This is a genomic window from Xanthomonas hortorum pv. pelargonii (assembly GCF_024499015.1).
Taxonomy (GTDB): Bacteria; Pseudomonadota; Gammaproteobacteria; order Xanthomonadales; family Xanthomonadaceae; genus Xanthomonas; species Xanthomonas hortorum_B.
On record NZ_CP098605.1, the window covers coordinates 49,172 to 62,061 of the forward strand.

Below are 12,890 nucleotides of genomic sequence, written 5' to 3' on the forward strand. Positions count from 1 at the left end.
CTCTATGCGTCTGCGCTGGCTGGCGCATAGAGCTGATGACCCGGCAGGGCGCACGCGCCGGCATACACAAAGGCCACGCTTTGCCGCGCCCTGGTGAAAGCCACGTAGTACTTCGGTGGCGCGGTGATACGCGCCGCATCTGCGGTGCGCAGGTACTGCGTCAATGGCCCGTTCGGAAAGATGAGGACTCGACTGTAGGTGCGGCCCTTGCACTGCCCAAAGTTCACGGCCGGTAGTCCGTCGCACGCTTGCCGCCGGTCATGCCGGAGCACGGTGGGGGCAAACTCCTGCATATACGCTGCAACATCCGCTGGAGCGACGAGGTAGATGCCATCGTGCCCGGTGACCTCGCCATTGCCTGATTGGGTTCGCGGCATCTGCGGATAGAGCGTGTCCGCCATATCGCACAGGGCCTGGACGCAGCGAAGGCTGATGAGGCGGTGATCCAGCTGGCATAAGCCGTCCGCCTCCCAAATCTGAAACAGCGCTGCCAGATTGGGTCCACGATACTGGCTGTGCCTTTGCGCATAGTTGGTGGCATACGTCGCCTGCCGCGTATCACCCACCAACGTGACGGCGATATGGCTCTTCAACAGCCGCTCGACCAGATCCAAATCAAAGCCGGCCAGGTCCTGAACTTCGTCGATGTAGAGCTCGTCGTACATGGCCGCCAGGCGTGCGATGACCTGACCTTGGGTCAGCTCATCGCAGCGCACAGCAAAGTCGGCAGCCCGGTCCGAATACATCCGGTTGCCTGCCAGGTAGTGGCGCGCCACCTGGGTGCGTGGGGCCCGGTTGTTGGTGACACCTTCTACGAACAGGATGGTCTCGATGCGAGGCTCAGGGCACAGTGCCGCCTGGTACGGGCGGATGCACTGGCGCAGTAGGAAGCCATACCAGCTGTGCAAGGTGACATGCGCGGGGACCGCACCAGCGTGGACCTCAAACGAGCGCCGGATCTCTTCTAGATTCTCCAGCGTGTAGGTCACAATCGCGATGCGGCGCCCAGGGCGTTCCAGGGCCTGCCGGACCAGCAAGGTGGTCTTGCCCGAGCCGGCCGCTGAGAGCAGTACCCGGTTAGGTGATGGCACGCTGGACATAGTCCGGGAACCTGATCGAATGCGGGCTGTTGAAGATCGCCAGGGCCGTGTCGGTCTTATGGCCCTTCATGTACTTGAGCAACGCTACCTCATCGGCAAATGCCTTGCCCAGCACGGTATTGAGCTCGGCCAGCGAATTGGCTTTGATCAGCTGCTCTTCCAGCGACGGGGCGCTTTCGTCGGAATCGTAATAGATCGCGTTGATGTGCTCGGCATAGCGCTCCTGCACAACGGCGATGTCGCCATCGTTGTCGGTGATCACCTTGGCCTGAATTCTCAGCCGATCTGCAATCTGCAAGAAGCGCTTGAATGCCAACGACTTGACCGAAATGATGTCTACGCCATGAGCCATCGGCGCCACGCCGTGGTGGTCGCTGTAGGCACGCTGCACGATCAGCTCATCAGACGGGCCCTCCACCAGGATTGCCTGCTTGGCCAGGATCAGCCGTAGCGTGTCGTGGCCTGGCAGCTTCATGAAATAGTCGTGTGTATCGCTCGGCAGCTGGTCCAGCTTCATCTGGCCCTGCGCGCTGAACAGGATCACATTGTCCACGCCCAGCTTGTTCAACACGAAGCTGCTGTGGGTGGCGATGATCACCTGCTGCGCGGTGGAGAGGGTCGCAATCTTGTCGATCAGTTGCGTCATGCTGGAGAAGGACAGATGGTTCTCTGGCTCTTCGATCAGCAGCACGTGGGCCGCCCCTGCCGCGTGCATGGCCAGCTTCATCTTCACCGCGCTTTGTTCCCCCTTGCCGGCCTGGGTGAAGGGGAGCTCATCCAGGTACGGAGACAGGCTGGTTTCCCATGTTGAGCGCGGCGATGTATCCACCCCCACCGTCAGCGCTCGGTGGCTGATGTCCCCGGTGTGCTCGGTCAGGTAGGCATTGATGGCCGCCACATCGGCTTCTTCGGAGAAACTCTGCCGCATGCGTCGGAAGCTGAGCGACAGCGAGACGCGCTGCGCAGGCGTCAGTGCCTGCTCGATGATGCCGGCAATATAGCGATCGGCACCGGACAAGGTCTTGATGCCGTGCGTGTCGATGATGGTCGAGTCGAACGGAATACTGCGGGCGGTGACGCCATTGTTGGCGAAGGAATACCATCGCACCGTGTAGTACTCCACCGGCAGGCTGACCGCACCCTGGTGCTGCTGCAGGTAGGCGTTGAACTCCTCGCGGTAGTCGTCGTTGAGCTCGACCAGCAGCCGGATGCCGGCGGTATCTAGGCGCAGGGAGTTGTTGGTGCCGCGTAACGACGCCAGCGCGGCATCGCCGCCCAGATAGGCTTCGATGGAGATCCGTGGCGGCGAGGCCGGCGTGCCTGCTGCAAGCGCCGCGAAGTACTCCCGCACCGTCGGCTGATGGAACAGGTAGGGCGTGAGCTCGTAGGCGAGATTGCGCCCATGCAGCTGGCCGGTGACCACCGCGTGGATGGCCTCCAGCAGAGTGGACTTGCCGACCTCGTTATCGCCCACCACCAAGTTCATGTGGGCGTTGAGCGGCAGGTCCAGATGGCGAAACGACTTGAAGTTGTCGATGACGATACGTTCGATCGGCATGCACAGTCCTTTGATGGCCAACGAGTTCGGTGGCGGCGCCTGCTTGCACCCCGGCTGGCCTCCTTTCCGCTCTGGGCCATACTACCCAGCGATCGCCGGCCTTGGGCGGTTTCGTACCGTTTTGACGACTTGAAATGGCCGAAACGCCGGTTGCGCGGGATAATTCCAGATTATCCCGCGTGAGATCACGGCCCGCAGCTGGTCCGTCTAACACGTTGAGTAGTACGCAAATACGTGGTATGTAATACGTTACGAAATACGTGGAGTAACGGATGGCAAGGTCCAGGTTGTACAAAAGCGATGTGCAACGCGCCCGGGACAGTCTCCGGGCCGAAGGCCGAAATCCCTCAGTGGACGCCGTACGCGTGGCACTGGGTAATACTGGGTCTAAAACCACCATCCATCGCTACCTCAAGGAGCTGGAAGAGGAGGATGGGCAAGGCCTAGGGGCCAAGATCGCGGTCAGCGACGCCCTGCAGGACCTGGTGGCTCGCCTTGCCGAGCGGCTGCATGCCGAGGCGGAAACCGTGGTCGCCCAAGCGCAAGATCGATTCCAGGCCGAGCGGCACGAGCGCACCCAAGCCTTGGAACAGGCCCGGCAGGAGGCAGGCAATCTCAGCGCGCAGCTTCAGCGCACCGAGACGCTGCTTCAGACAGAACGCCAGGCGGGTGAAGCCGCCAAGGGCGAGGTGGCCAGCCGCACCACCGAACTGGCTCAGCTGGAGGAGCGCATTGCGGGCCTCACGGCACGGCTGGCCGAGCACGAAAGCCACGCGCGTTCCCTGGAGCAGAAGCACGAGCATGCCAGGGAAGCCCTTGAGCACTACCGCACCTCGGTCAAAGACCAGCGCGAGCAGGAGCAACGCCGTCACGAGCACCAGGTGCAGGAACTGCAGGTCGCTCTGCGCCAGGCCAACGAAACGTTGACATCCAAGAACCACGACCTGGTGCAGCTCAACCGGGAGAACGGCCAGTGGCTGGAGCGTCACACCCGATTGGAAAGGAAGTGGCGCAGCTGCGCCAGACCATCGAGGCGCAACAGGGCGAGCTCGATGCGCTGCGCCTGACAGCGGCCGAATACCAGGCGCTGCAGGTGCGCTGGGGCCAAGACACTCAGACGTTGGAGGCCGCTCGACAAGAGCTCGCGCAAGTCCGGACCGAGCTGGTCCAGGAGCGCGAACGGCGCGAGCACGCCGAGACGGAGACGCTGCGCGCCACGGTGCGCCTGAGCACCCTGGAGCCGCTTCTTGCCCAGCTGCAGCCGGCCAGTGCCGGCGGTAAAGGCGCCAAGCGGATCTCATCGGAAGAGACGCCGGCGCCATAGGCTTGCAAGAGAACATCAGGCGCCACGATCGCAAGGAGTTTTGCTACGAGCGTAGTCACCACCACACCCCGGAAATCTCCCGTGCCGTGCGTCGCTTAACCGATTCCGTCGTGCGCGGCGCAGAGCCGGTGTATCTCGATGTGCAGCCGGAAGCCGATGCGATCGTGCACGAGTGCTTTCCCAACGTGCAGGCCAAGGTCGCGCGCGACGGTGGTCAGATGCTGTGCGGGTGGCAGCTGTGGGAATGGCCGAACGTGCTGGTCGAGGCAGAATTCCATGCCGTGTGGGTCAGTCCCGCAGGGAAATGATCGACATCACGCCAAAGCCCGAAGGCGAGAAGCGCATTCTCTTCGTGCCGGATCCGCGCAGACGCTACGAGGGCGTGTCGATCGACAACGTCCGCATGCCTCTGCGCGATGACCTGCTGATCAGGCACTTCATCCAGATGTCCGAAGCGATCGTCCAAGTGATAAACCGCGGCGAGCGAGCATCTCAGTATGGCGAGGTCAGCGTTCCGGCCAATGAAATCCAGCCTCTTCTGCAGGCTAGGGATTTCCTGGGGCAGTCACTCGGTGCGGGACTGCGCGAGCATGCACCGTGCCTGTGCGGCAGCGGCAGCAAGTACAAGCGCTGTCATGGCGCACAAGTAGAAGCATTCTTCCGTCATTGACGGTGGTGCCCCTGGTCGGAATCGAACCGACGTGTACGCGCTTATCTGGCGCGTGCTCTCACCGGGGTATAAGGCCGGCGCTCTGACCAACATGAGCAACAGGGGCGTGATCGATCGATGCGATCACGCCGGTATTCGAGGGTCGAGCTGGCTCAGGTGGTTCATGGGGCAAGCATACCGGGGATGGAGGCCATGCCGCTATCCCCGGGCGCGGCGGTAGGAGCGGGCCCAAGCCGGAGCAGGGATGCGGTCGGTCGCCACCAGCCAAGCCATCCGCAAGGCCTGCGCGTCCACCAAGGCATGGTGGCGCCTGGCCCTATGCTCCGGATGGGCCGCGAACCAATCTTCCACCAGTAATCCCGGAAGGCCTTCCTTCGACATGCGTGTCATGACCGGGGCCGGCCGGGGCCCGCACGCGGCAACCTGGTCATCGGGTAACTCAAACCCATCCAGGGCGTACCGCAGCAGCTGGAGATCGTTCGGGAAATCCGCCATCACTGCCGGCGCATCGACCTCGCTGAGGAAGGCGCGCAGCTCGGTAGTCAGGGCGGCATCAGGCAGGGCTGCGTCGCCGCGGTCTAGCAGCGGGTAGACGCTTTGACGAACGAAGTCGGTGGGAGCCTCGGGCAGGCTGGCTCGCTCAGCGTAGAAAAGGCGGTCTCCACCTTCGTTCACCAGCGCCAGACTCACCAGCTCGCTGCCCGTTACATCGGCCCACTCGGTGTCCAAGAAGTAGTACGTGGTGGCCATGGTTGAATGGTGCCACAGCTTCCTGGGGAGGGCCGAGCCTGGAAGTGTGGTCGAGGGTAGAATTCAGCGATCCATCAATCGGTTAGCGAAGATCTGGCCGTGTTCGTAACGATTCCCTGCCAACCCTCAAGAAGGGCGTGTATCGATGAAGGAGAAGTACTGGCCGGATCATCTGGCCAAGGGATTTATCGGGATTGACGATGCCCAATTTTCACTGGCGCATCTGCAGCCATTCACTTACCAAGTGACCATTGCCACGCCCGACCGGGCGGCGGTGGCGGTGTCTGTATCCGTGGAATTCAGTTCGCACTGCGTCAGCAAGGGCCCGCCCAAGCAAGGGCCGGCGCTGGTCTTCCACGCAGGCCACGACGACCTGGTTATCGACCAGCGTCGGATCTGGCGCTGTTTTCATCCCGCGCGTTATGCAGCCTCAGCGCTCCTGCCCGACATCATGCGGACGCTCGATCAGCGCCCCTGCTTGTTTACCAATGGCGACAACTTCCTGACGATGGAGCTGCAGGAGCTGATTCCCGGCTACCCACCAGGCGCGCAATACGAGGTGTATTTCAATGTTGCGGCGCGAGGCCGGGGCGCAGTTCGGATCTACGTTGAGAGCGCTTATGTGCGCGACGAAGACGCCGACAACGACCCCTACAAGTTCAAGAAGGACGATCGCATTAAGGGGTGGCGGCTGCTGTTGAATCGCGCGACCGGCAGGCCAGTCCGCCGACCGCCGCCGCGGCGCTAAAACAAACCCCCTTTCGGGGGTTTCGCGGAAGCCCTTAGGGATTGCTCCCATCAACCGGCGGTAGGCCTGGAACCAGTGGCGGCGTCTGAACACCTAGAGGTGACTACTAGGCTCCGTATATATCCAGATGTGAATACTCTAACGGATGCGCCCGGGCGATGCAATAGCAATTGCATACCGCCCTGACAAGCAAATGCTCTACCGCCCGGCTACGCAAAAGCCCTATCGCTTGGCAGGCGCGCCACTGCGTGGAATTGGCCGTTATGTGCGCTGGCGGCCTCGCCGCGAGAGTGCTTGCAGCGCAGCCTTGAATGATCGAACATCAAACATCACTGTTTGATAGATCGATCATGACATCACCCATGTCCATCACCACCTTGGCCGCCCTCGCCAGTGCCGGCGTGCTGCGCACCGTGCAGCTGGTCGGCCAGGTCGGCGGCTACACCGTGATGGTGCGGGTGGGCCAAACCGAAAAGCAACTCACCGGCCAGCGTGGCGAGCCACGCGTGTTTGCCTCGCTCGACACCGCCGCCACCCAGCTGCTGGCGCTCGGGGTGACGGTGTTCGAGGTGTTGCCGGCCAACTACGTGCGTGCCCCGAAGGTCTACCGGCGCGGTCGCCCGGCCGCGTTGAAGGCGTTGGACAAGCTCCAGCGCCAGGCCAAACCCGCCAAGCCCAAGCCGGCCAAGAAGCCGGCCGGCGCGGCGACGGTGGCCACCGCCGCCAAGATCCTGCCCAGCGAGCGGGCGCAGCTGAAACTGCCCGGCTTGCCGCGCACCCGGAAAGCTGCCCGTGCCACCAGAGCATCCCCATGACCACTGCAACGCGCCTGCAGCTGCAGGCCACAGCCTGTCGACACTCTCACTTAGTGCTCGCATTGGCCCAAATCAGAAGTGTCTCGCAATAACGCTTCCAGTTTGCGGCGCCATCCGTTGGCATCGTTCCATCGTCGTAGAAGAAGAAAAGCCCGGGATCGTCCGGCTTATCTTCAATGATGCTGCTGGCGCGACGCTTCAGCGCGCTGATCGTAGCTGCAGGTATCGATTGTCTCGACGGATGGCTGTCGTATTCGAACCACTCATCTTTGCCTACCGTGCCAAGCGGCTTGTAGTTACGATTTAACGCGAGCCATTTTCCATCTTTCGTCTTTTGAAGGCAGTAAGGCAAGTGGCTATGGGCGACGGTTCCAATTGGCATATGAAAATCCTTTGGGTGGTGTTGGCCCCTACGGCGGGTGGGGCCGCAGGCTGCTCGCTTTCAGTCACAGAACAGCTCCTTGATTGATGCGAGAGAGATGTTGTGCTCGGTATCGCCATCGAGCTGGATTATCACCTTGTCAAGGATAATTCTGGCGCGGCGGCTGAGCTCATTGGCATCCTTGATATCGTTGAGGAAGATCCTGCCGGCAATGGCATGGCTAAGGTTTAATGGGCCAGTGCCACCGTAGCCCCAGGCGTATCCTCCTTCGTAATCGAATAGATCTCTGCGCGACGGCAGCAGTTCGGCGCCGCTGCTTGCGTCGTGCCGGTAGAGCGCGACGCCGGCTCCCTCAACGATTCGCAGCAAAATTTCGCTCATTGATGCCTCTCTGACATAGGCCTATTGCCCGGACGCTCGCATTGTGAGCCGAGGCGCAGGGACTTGTGCAAGCCGAGCGCGACTTCAGAGCGAGGATTGGCAAGACTGACCAAGCGGTGATTGCGGGATCTTAGATAAACGTTTGCATGCCTCCTAGAAAACGTGCACAGTGCTTCTAGATGATAAACATACACGAGGAGCGCATCATGCAGAGCATGACGATCGAGCAGCTGCGCGCTGCCAATGTTGCCGGCGGCGTCGCCGGCGTCACCTTGAAAGGCTCGGGCGGTGCCTTCCTGGTCCAGATTGCCACTCGCAGCGGTGCACAGGCGGTCTTGGCCAAGGCCCGCAGCGTGGAGCCGCGCCGTTTCGGCAACCCGGCCTCTGCATTCAACGTGCTGCTCGACATTGGCATCACGAGCGGCACTTTCGATGCAGCCGAATGGAATCCTGATAGCAAGGATGAGAGCGCCGGCAATCGCGGCCGCGCCGAGCACATGCGGAAGGCCCATCAGGCTGCTGCATACACCGACTGGCTCGCGAAGGAGACGCAAGCGGCAATCGACGATAACCGGCCGCGTGTATCGCAGGCGGACGTGCGGGAACGTCTCAATCGCAAGATGGCCACGCTGGGCCAGCCTAGCGTGCAGGCGTCGCCCAAGAAGCGTACCTGACGCATGGGCAAGAAAATTGCCCATGCTGTCGAATGGACGCAGTTCGCGCTTGAGGATTTAGACGCCGTAATCGACTACATCGCCCAGGACAATCCTGGGCGTGCTTACGAATTCGCGGCCGAGATCTACGACAAAACTGTTGTGCTTGAGCAGTACCCGGAGCTCGGTCGGCCTGGTCGACCTGGCCTGCCTGCAGGCGTGCGCGAGCTGGTCGTGCATCAGAATTACATCGTTCTTTACCGCGTGCTGGCCAGCGCCGGCGTCGTTGAAATCCTGCGCGTGAAGCATGCCGCGCAGCAGATACCGTGAGGGGAAAGGCACCGACTGCAGCGCCACCTGCGGCCTTGCGAGAAATTGAATAACTTGCACGGACCCGTCGCATGGGGCATGATCCGGCTCAGATTCAGCAATGTAGAGATTCGCCCGTGATCGCTATCGAGCCTAAAGCCCTGCAGGAAGCCGCCGACGCCCACCTAGTGCGCGGCGCGGAAATTCGTGCGGCCGAGGACGGAGAAGGTCTGGTGGTGATCGTCGATCTTGGCGAGGACAGGCGTGTGGTTGGCCTGGCTCGCAACCGGGGCGTCAGGTACTTCCAAAGCTTCGACGGCGCTGCTGCGTTGTTGCTGGAGCGCGGTATCTCGAAATTCGCTGCGAATACAGTGGGCTGGACACCGCGCACTCAACCGAAGTGGATGAAGCACAGAGGACATAACTGTGAAGGTTTAATCGCAGCTGCCTCGATCTGATTGGCGTTGGATCGAGAACGCTAAAAGCGAAAGCCCCGTTGGCGCGGGGCTTTGGCCAAATCATTTCGGAAGGAAGAACCCTAGCCGATACGAGCGTTTGGTACCTCGTATTGTAAGGCTCCCCTCTCCGGAAAGCAAGGCCGTGTGCGCGAAATTCGTGCACCGATCGGAGAGGTATGGGCACGAAAACACAAGCGCAGCTCGCGCTATTCAGCATCGATGATGAGGCGCAAACCTATCACGACGCTGGCCGAACCGGCTTCTTCTCGCTGCTGGTCGACCAGCGCGGTGAAAAGCGCCAGTCGTCCCATAGGCTGACCGACATGCCGGCAGTGCTCGGCTTGATCGACAAGGACCGCGACACCTGGATGACGCAGGCAGAGTTCATGCGGCCCAACCGGCGCGTGGTCAATCTGCTGCGCATCGGCCTCCTGTTCGCCGATATCGACACTTACCGTCAGCCGTGGGCAGCGGGACGCACGCCCGAGCAACTGGCCGCGGCCGTCCTCTTTCATTGCGCAGAGGAAGGCCTGCCGACCCCCTCACTTATCGTTTACAGCGGCCGAGGCCTGCAGGCGAAATGGCTGATGGACGGGACGATTCCACGGCAGGCCCTGCCGCGCTGGAACGCTTGTCAGCGTTACCTAATCGACCGACTGGCCGCGCTTGGCGCAGATCCGCAAGCCAAGGATGCTTCGCGTGTGCTGCGCCTGGTCGACACCGTAAATACCAAGAGCGGCAACATCTGCCGTGTTGTCCACGTCGAATCTGGCCAGGATGGCCATCCGATCCGCTACAACTTCGAGTACCTAGCAGAAGCACTGCTGCCGAAAGCCAGATGGACCATCGAGCAACAACGCCAGGACCGTGCCGATCGCCGCGAACGCCAGCAGCTCAGGCTGCTGCCAGGCGGCAAGTCGGACAATCTGCGCGGCTTCTCCGGGCGGCAGCTTGCTTGGGACCGCCTCGAGGATCTGCGCACGCTGGCCACGCTGCGCGGCGGGGTGCGCGAGGGTGAGCGGATGCAGCACCTGTTCTGGCGGCTGAACTTTCTGCTGCTATCGGGCGCAACACACAGTGGCCAGATGTATCACGAAGCCGCCGCGCTCGCCGGCGAGCTGGACGCGGGATGGAACTACCGCAGCAAAGAGCTGATGACGCTCTACAGCAAGGCCAAAGCCTACGAAGCCGGGGAAAAGGTCACATTGGGCGATAAAGAATTCGCCCCGCTCTACACCCCGAAAAACGACACCCTCATCAACCTCTTTCAGATCACCTCTGACGAACAGGCGCAGCTGCGCACCATCATTGGTGCAGACATGGCCAGGGAACGCGATCGGAAGCGCCATGAGGCCAAGCGGCGCGCAGCTGGCGCGGTAGATCGCGAAACCTACCTGGATGCGGCCCAGGCCAAGCGGAAGCAGGCTCAGGCGCTGAAGGCGGAAGGCTTATCTGTTCGCGTTATTGCTCAGCGTATGGGCGTATCTGTCGGCGCCGTTGCGGGCTATCTGAAAGCACCCCAAGAGCGTTCAAGGTCCGTCCGTATTACAGCTGACCAATCCAGCATCGGCGCCGGTATCGCCGGCACTGCTGATATCGCTCAGCATGATGTTCAAAGTCCGTCCGTATTACTAATGGCGAAGCCTCGCGGCCGGGATTTGCGCGCATGATTCTTGGTGTATTCGGTTTGCTTGTTGCGCTCCCGGCCGCCTCGGCCGCAGGCCGGAGTAGCCCCCGTGATTGGAATATCACGAGTAGCCCGCAAGTCCGGTGTGTCAACGCGCAGCGTTGTCCACGGGCGCGCAGGCCGCGCAGCGGCCGGAGAGGGTTGGGGGTCTGGGGGAAGGGAACCGAACTTCTGCTTCGAGAAGGATTTTTCCGTGAGATCGCGCAAGTCGTTTCCGCCGGCACTATTGGCCGAGCTGCATACCATGCCTGTGCCCGTGGCACTTGATCTTCTCGGGCTCTATTGGAAGCAAGATCCAGATTTTCAGCCGTTGAAGGACAAGGCCACCAGGCGCTTGTACGTTTCGCTCGGTAACGGCGTGGTGGAGCTGCTGGCCACCGGGCCGAAATGGTTTGACACACGCGCTGACAAAGGTGGAGGTGGTGCGATCGATCTGGGCATGTACTTGCTGCGTTTGGATTTCGTATCTGCCGTAAAGCAGCTGGATCTTGCCAAGGGCAATCCGGATCGATCTTGAATGATCGCTACCTTGTGGCTCAGTGGGCAGGCTCCACGTGGAGCAATCAAGGGCCGAGCGCCGCGACCCGCTGTATGCGCTGAATCTGTCTTGCCGGTTGCAGCATGCCCGCCGACCCCGACCCTCTAGACAAAGCAAAGCCCGAGACGCGGCAACGTCTCGGGCTTCATCGGCATGTCCACCAAACTGCAGGAGTGGTTGGATTGCTAGCCTGAATTATAGCGCCAACCCTGCTCGATGCCAAGGTGAAATGCTTGTTGTATGTTGTAGTATGTAGTATCATACACAATACTACAAAAGCGAGGATTTTCGTGGCCATCACCAAGGATCAAATCTGGAAAATTGCCGACCAGCTCGACGCCGATGGCGTGAAGCCCACCCTCAGCGCGGTTCGTAAGAAGCTTGGCAGCGGCAGTTACACCACCATCCAGGACGCAATGAGCGAGTGGAAGCAACGAAAGCTGCAGAAGACGCAGCCTGTTGTTGAGCCCCCGCCCCCGGATGTTGTTGAGGCTGTTGGCGTGCTTGCTGCGGAAATTTGGACCGTTGCTCGAACTGCGGCCGAACGTGCCTTGGCCGGCGATCGGGAGAAGCTGGCCGAGGAATTCACCGCCCTGCAGGAGCAGGTAAGGGAATCGCTCGAAGTCGCGGACCAGTTGAACGAGGAAGCCGAGCTCTTGCGGCAACAGGTGGCCGATGGCGAGGCCGCGAAGGTAGAGCGGGATCAGATCACGGCAGAACACCAGACGTTCAAGATCCGCACCGCCCAAGAGATCAACCGTGCTTCTGAGAAAGCGGCTGCCAAGGACAGCGAGGCGATTGAGGCGCGCAAGAGTGAACGCATCGCCTTGGAGCAAGCCGCACGTTTGCAGGGCCAGGTGGAGGCGTTGGAAACGCAGCTGGCTCAACTGACGGCAGCCATCGGTAGCCGGGTCGCCGGCTCGAAGGCCTGACGGGAGGCCATCATGTCCTGGTCGCAACTATTTGCTCTTTTCGTTGCGTTGGCGATTCTCGCTGCGCTGGCTGTTGCCGGCGCCCTGCGGCCGAAGGCACGCGAGCGGCGTCATCGTCGCCGCCAGGATCAGGCGAGGCGGGTCTTGGCCAAGATCAACACGATCCCGCTGATGCCGCAGCGTCTGGCCTACCTGCGAAAGATTGATCCCCTCACCTTTGAGGAACTGCTGCTGGAGACCTTCGAGCGGCGCGGCTACCGCGTCGAGCGAAATACGCATTACACCGGGGACGGTGGCGTCGACGGTGCGGTGTACCTCAACGGCACGCGGTATCTCCTGCAGGCCAAGCGTTACCGCAAGCACATCAACCGCGCGCATATCCTCGAGTTCGCCGAGCTGCTGGAAGCCCGCGGAAGCCGTGGGATCTTCATTCACACCGGCCGCACCGGCGCCGGCGCCCGCGAGCTGGCCGCCGCCAATCCGCACCTCACCATCATCAGCGGCCAACGGCTGCTGGACTTTCTCAACTCGGGCCGTCTCGATCGGGAATGCCAATGCACACGATCTTGAGGGTCGGCAGGGAAT

General features: G+C 61.5%; 16 protein-coding genes, 1 tRNA gene and 1 pseudogene. 12 read left to right on the forward strand and 6 right to left on the reverse strand.

The annotated features are described in order from the left end of the window. Nucleotides 1–2: 2 nt before the first annotated feature. A complete protein-coding gene (locus tag NDY25_RS22575) occupies nt 3–1,100 on the reverse strand; it encodes a UvrD-helicase domain-containing protein (RefSeq protein ID WP_251757133.1) in 1,098 nt (365 codons plus the stop codon). Then, complete coding sequence (locus NDY25_RS22580) at nt 1,078–2,658, reverse strand: ATP-dependent nuclease (RefSeq protein ID WP_251767819.1); 1,581 nt, start codon at nt 2,656–2,658, stop codon at nt 1,078–1,080. The genes NDY25_RS22575 and NDY25_RS22580 overlap by 23 nt, the downstream gene beginning before the upstream one ends. Before the next feature lie 272 nt (nt 2,659–2,930). Between NDY25_RS22580 and NDY25_RS22585 the strand changes: the two are divergent. The 3 genes and pseudogenes from NDY25_RS22585 (at nt 2,931) to NDY25_RS22595 (ending at nt 4,652) form a co-directional block, all read left to right on the forward strand. Beyond that, nucleotides 2,931–3,982, forward strand: a pseudogene (locus NDY25_RS22585) (DNA-binding protein). Between the two features lie 110 nt (nt 3,983–4,092). Further along, entirely contained in the window at nt 4,093–4,290 is a 198-nt protein-coding gene (locus tag NDY25_RS22590) for a hypothetical protein (RefSeq protein WP_256628029.1), read from the forward strand. Further along, nucleotides 4,287–4,652: a YecA family protein gene (locus tag NDY25_RS22595; RefSeq protein WP_256628030.1), complete on the forward strand. Its 366-nt coding sequence runs from the start codon at nt 4,287–4,289 to the stop codon at nt 4,650–4,652. Before NDY25_RS22590 ends, NDY25_RS22595 begins: the two co-directional genes overlap by 4 nt. A 3-nt stretch (nt 4,653–4,655) precedes the next feature. On the opposite strand, the gene NDY25_RS22600 is transcribed toward NDY25_RS22595, so the two are convergent. Continuing rightward, nucleotides 4,656–4,758, reverse strand: a tRNA-Ile gene (locus NDY25_RS22600). 92 nt (nt 4,759–4,850) lie between these two features. After that, a complete protein-coding gene (locus tag NDY25_RS22605) occupies nt 4,851–5,402 on the reverse strand; it encodes a 3'-5' exoribonuclease (RefSeq protein WP_251755291.1) in 552 nt (183 codons plus the stop codon). A 145-nt stretch (nt 5,403–5,547) separates the two neighbouring features. Between NDY25_RS22605 and NDY25_RS22610 the strand changes: the two genes are divergently transcribed. Beyond that, nucleotides 5,548–6,150, forward strand: coding sequence for a hypothetical protein (locus NDY25_RS22610; RefSeq protein WP_029996469.1), 603 nt, complete (start codon nt 5,548–5,550; stop codon nt 6,148–6,150). A gap of 350 nt (nt 6,151–6,500) precedes the next feature. Then, nucleotides 6,501–6,965, forward strand: a complete 465-nt coding sequence (locus tag NDY25_RS22615) for a hypothetical protein (protein WP_251757318.1) — start codon at nt 6,501–6,503, stop codon at nt 6,963–6,965. A gap of 46 nt (nt 6,966–7,011) precedes the next feature. On the opposite strand, the gene NDY25_RS22620 is transcribed toward NDY25_RS22615, so the two are convergent. Both NDY25_RS22620 and NDY25_RS22625 read right to left on the reverse strand, forming a co-directional pair. Beyond that, entirely contained in the window at nt 7,012–7,347 is a 336-nt protein-coding gene (locus tag NDY25_RS22620; RefSeq protein WP_168959771.1) for a hypothetical protein, read from the reverse strand. A 60-nt stretch (nt 7,348–7,407) separates the two neighbouring features. Next, nucleotides 7,408–7,728: a hypothetical protein gene (locus NDY25_RS22625; RefSeq protein ID WP_074059016.1), complete on the reverse strand. Its 321-nt coding sequence runs from the start codon at nt 7,726–7,728 to the stop codon at nt 7,408–7,410. A gap of 215 nt (nt 7,729–7,943) precedes the next feature. On the opposite strand from NDY25_RS22625, the gene NDY25_RS22630 reads away from it, so the two are divergent. The 7 genes from NDY25_RS22630 to NDY25_RS22660 all read left to right on the forward strand — a co-directional run bounded on the left by NDY25_RS22630 (nt 7,944) and on the right by NDY25_RS22660 (nt 12,875). Continuing rightward, entirely contained in the window at nt 7,944–8,402 is a 459-nt protein-coding gene (locus NDY25_RS22630; protein WP_180336608.1) for a hypothetical protein, read from the forward strand. Nucleotides 8,403–8,405: 3 nt separating this feature from the next. After that, nucleotides 8,406–8,711: a type II toxin-antitoxin system RelE/ParE family toxin gene (locus NDY25_RS22635; RefSeq protein ID WP_078583844.1), complete on the forward strand. Its 306-nt coding sequence runs from the start codon at nt 8,406–8,408 to the stop codon at nt 8,709–8,711. Between the two features lie 116 nt (nt 8,712–8,827). Further along, nucleotides 8,828–9,148: a ParC family partition-associated protein gene (gene parC, locus NDY25_RS22640; protein WP_033481941.1), complete on the forward strand. Its 321-nt coding sequence runs from the start codon at nt 8,828–8,830 to the stop codon at nt 9,146–9,148. A 176-nt stretch (nt 9,149–9,324) separates the two neighbouring features. Beyond that, nucleotides 9,325–10,818, forward strand: a complete 1,494-nt coding sequence (locus tag NDY25_RS22645; protein WP_223289692.1) for a replication protein — start codon at nt 9,325–9,327, stop codon at nt 10,816–10,818. A gap of 210 nt (nt 10,819–11,028) precedes the next feature. Further along, nucleotides 11,029–11,352 carry a hypothetical protein gene (locus NDY25_RS22650; RefSeq protein ID WP_251755214.1) on the forward strand — a complete coding sequence of 108 codons (324 nt, stop codon included), beginning with the start codon at nt 11,029–11,031 and terminating at the stop codon, nt 11,350–11,352. Nucleotides 11,353–11,663: 311 nt separating this feature from the next. Next, the gene (locus tag NDY25_RS22655) at nt 11,664–12,305 is read left to right on the forward strand and encodes a DNA-binding protein (protein WP_168959794.1); all 642 of its coding nucleotides are present in this window, start codon (nt 11,664–11,666) and stop codon (nt 12,303–12,305) included. 12 nt (nt 12,306–12,317) lie between these two features. After that, the gene (locus tag NDY25_RS22660) at nt 12,318–12,875 is read left to right on the forward strand and encodes a restriction endonuclease (protein WP_168959793.1); all 558 of its coding nucleotides are present in this window, start codon (nt 12,318–12,320) and stop codon (nt 12,873–12,875) included. The last annotated feature ends 15 nt before the right edge of the window (nt 12,876–12,890 follow it).

Coding starts and splice junctions, on each gene's coding strand:
- NDY25_RS22635 (WP_078583844.1), top strand. CDS start 8,406: ATGGGCAAGAAAATTGCCCATGCTGTCGAATGGACGCAGTTCGCGCTT.
- NDY25_RS22605 (WP_251755291.1), bottom strand. CDS start 5,402: ATGGCCACCACGTACTACTTCTTGGACACCGAGTGGGCCGATGTAACG.
- NDY25_RS22625 (WP_074059016.1), bottom strand. CDS start 7,728: ATGAGCGAAATTTTGCTGCGAATCGTTGAGGGAGCCGGCGTCGCGCTC.
- NDY25_RS22660 (WP_168959793.1), top strand. CDS start 12,318: ATGTCCTGGTCGCAACTATTTGCTCTTTTCGTTGCGTTGGCGATTCTC.
- NDY25_RS22610 (WP_029996469.1), top strand. CDS start 5,548: ATGAAGGAGAAGTACTGGCCGGATCATCTGGCCAAGGGATTTATCGGG.
- NDY25_RS22575 (WP_251757133.1), bottom strand. CDS start 1,100: ATGTCCAGCGTGCCATCACCTAACCGGGTACTGCTCTCAGCGGCCGGC.
- NDY25_RS22595 (WP_256628030.1), top strand. CDS start 4,287: ATGATCGACATCACGCCAAAGCCCGAAGGCGAGAAGCGCATTCTCTTC.
- NDY25_RS22645 (WP_223289692.1), top strand. CDS start 9,325: ATGGGCACGAAAACACAAGCGCAGCTCGCGCTATTCAGCATCGATGAT.
- NDY25_RS22630 (WP_180336608.1), top strand. CDS start 7,944: ATGACGATCGAGCAGCTGCGCGCTGCCAATGTTGCCGGCGGCGTCGCC.
- NDY25_RS22620 (WP_168959771.1), bottom strand. CDS start 7,347: ATGCCAATTGGAACCGTCGCCCATAGCCACTTGCCTTACTGCCTTCAA.
- NDY25_RS22580 (WP_251767819.1), bottom strand. CDS start 2,658: ATGCCGATCGAACGTATCGTCATCGACAACTTCAAGTCGTTTCGCCAT.
- NDY25_RS22615 (WP_251757318.1), top strand. CDS start 6,501: ATGACATCACCCATGTCCATCACCACCTTGGCCGCCCTCGCCAGTGCC.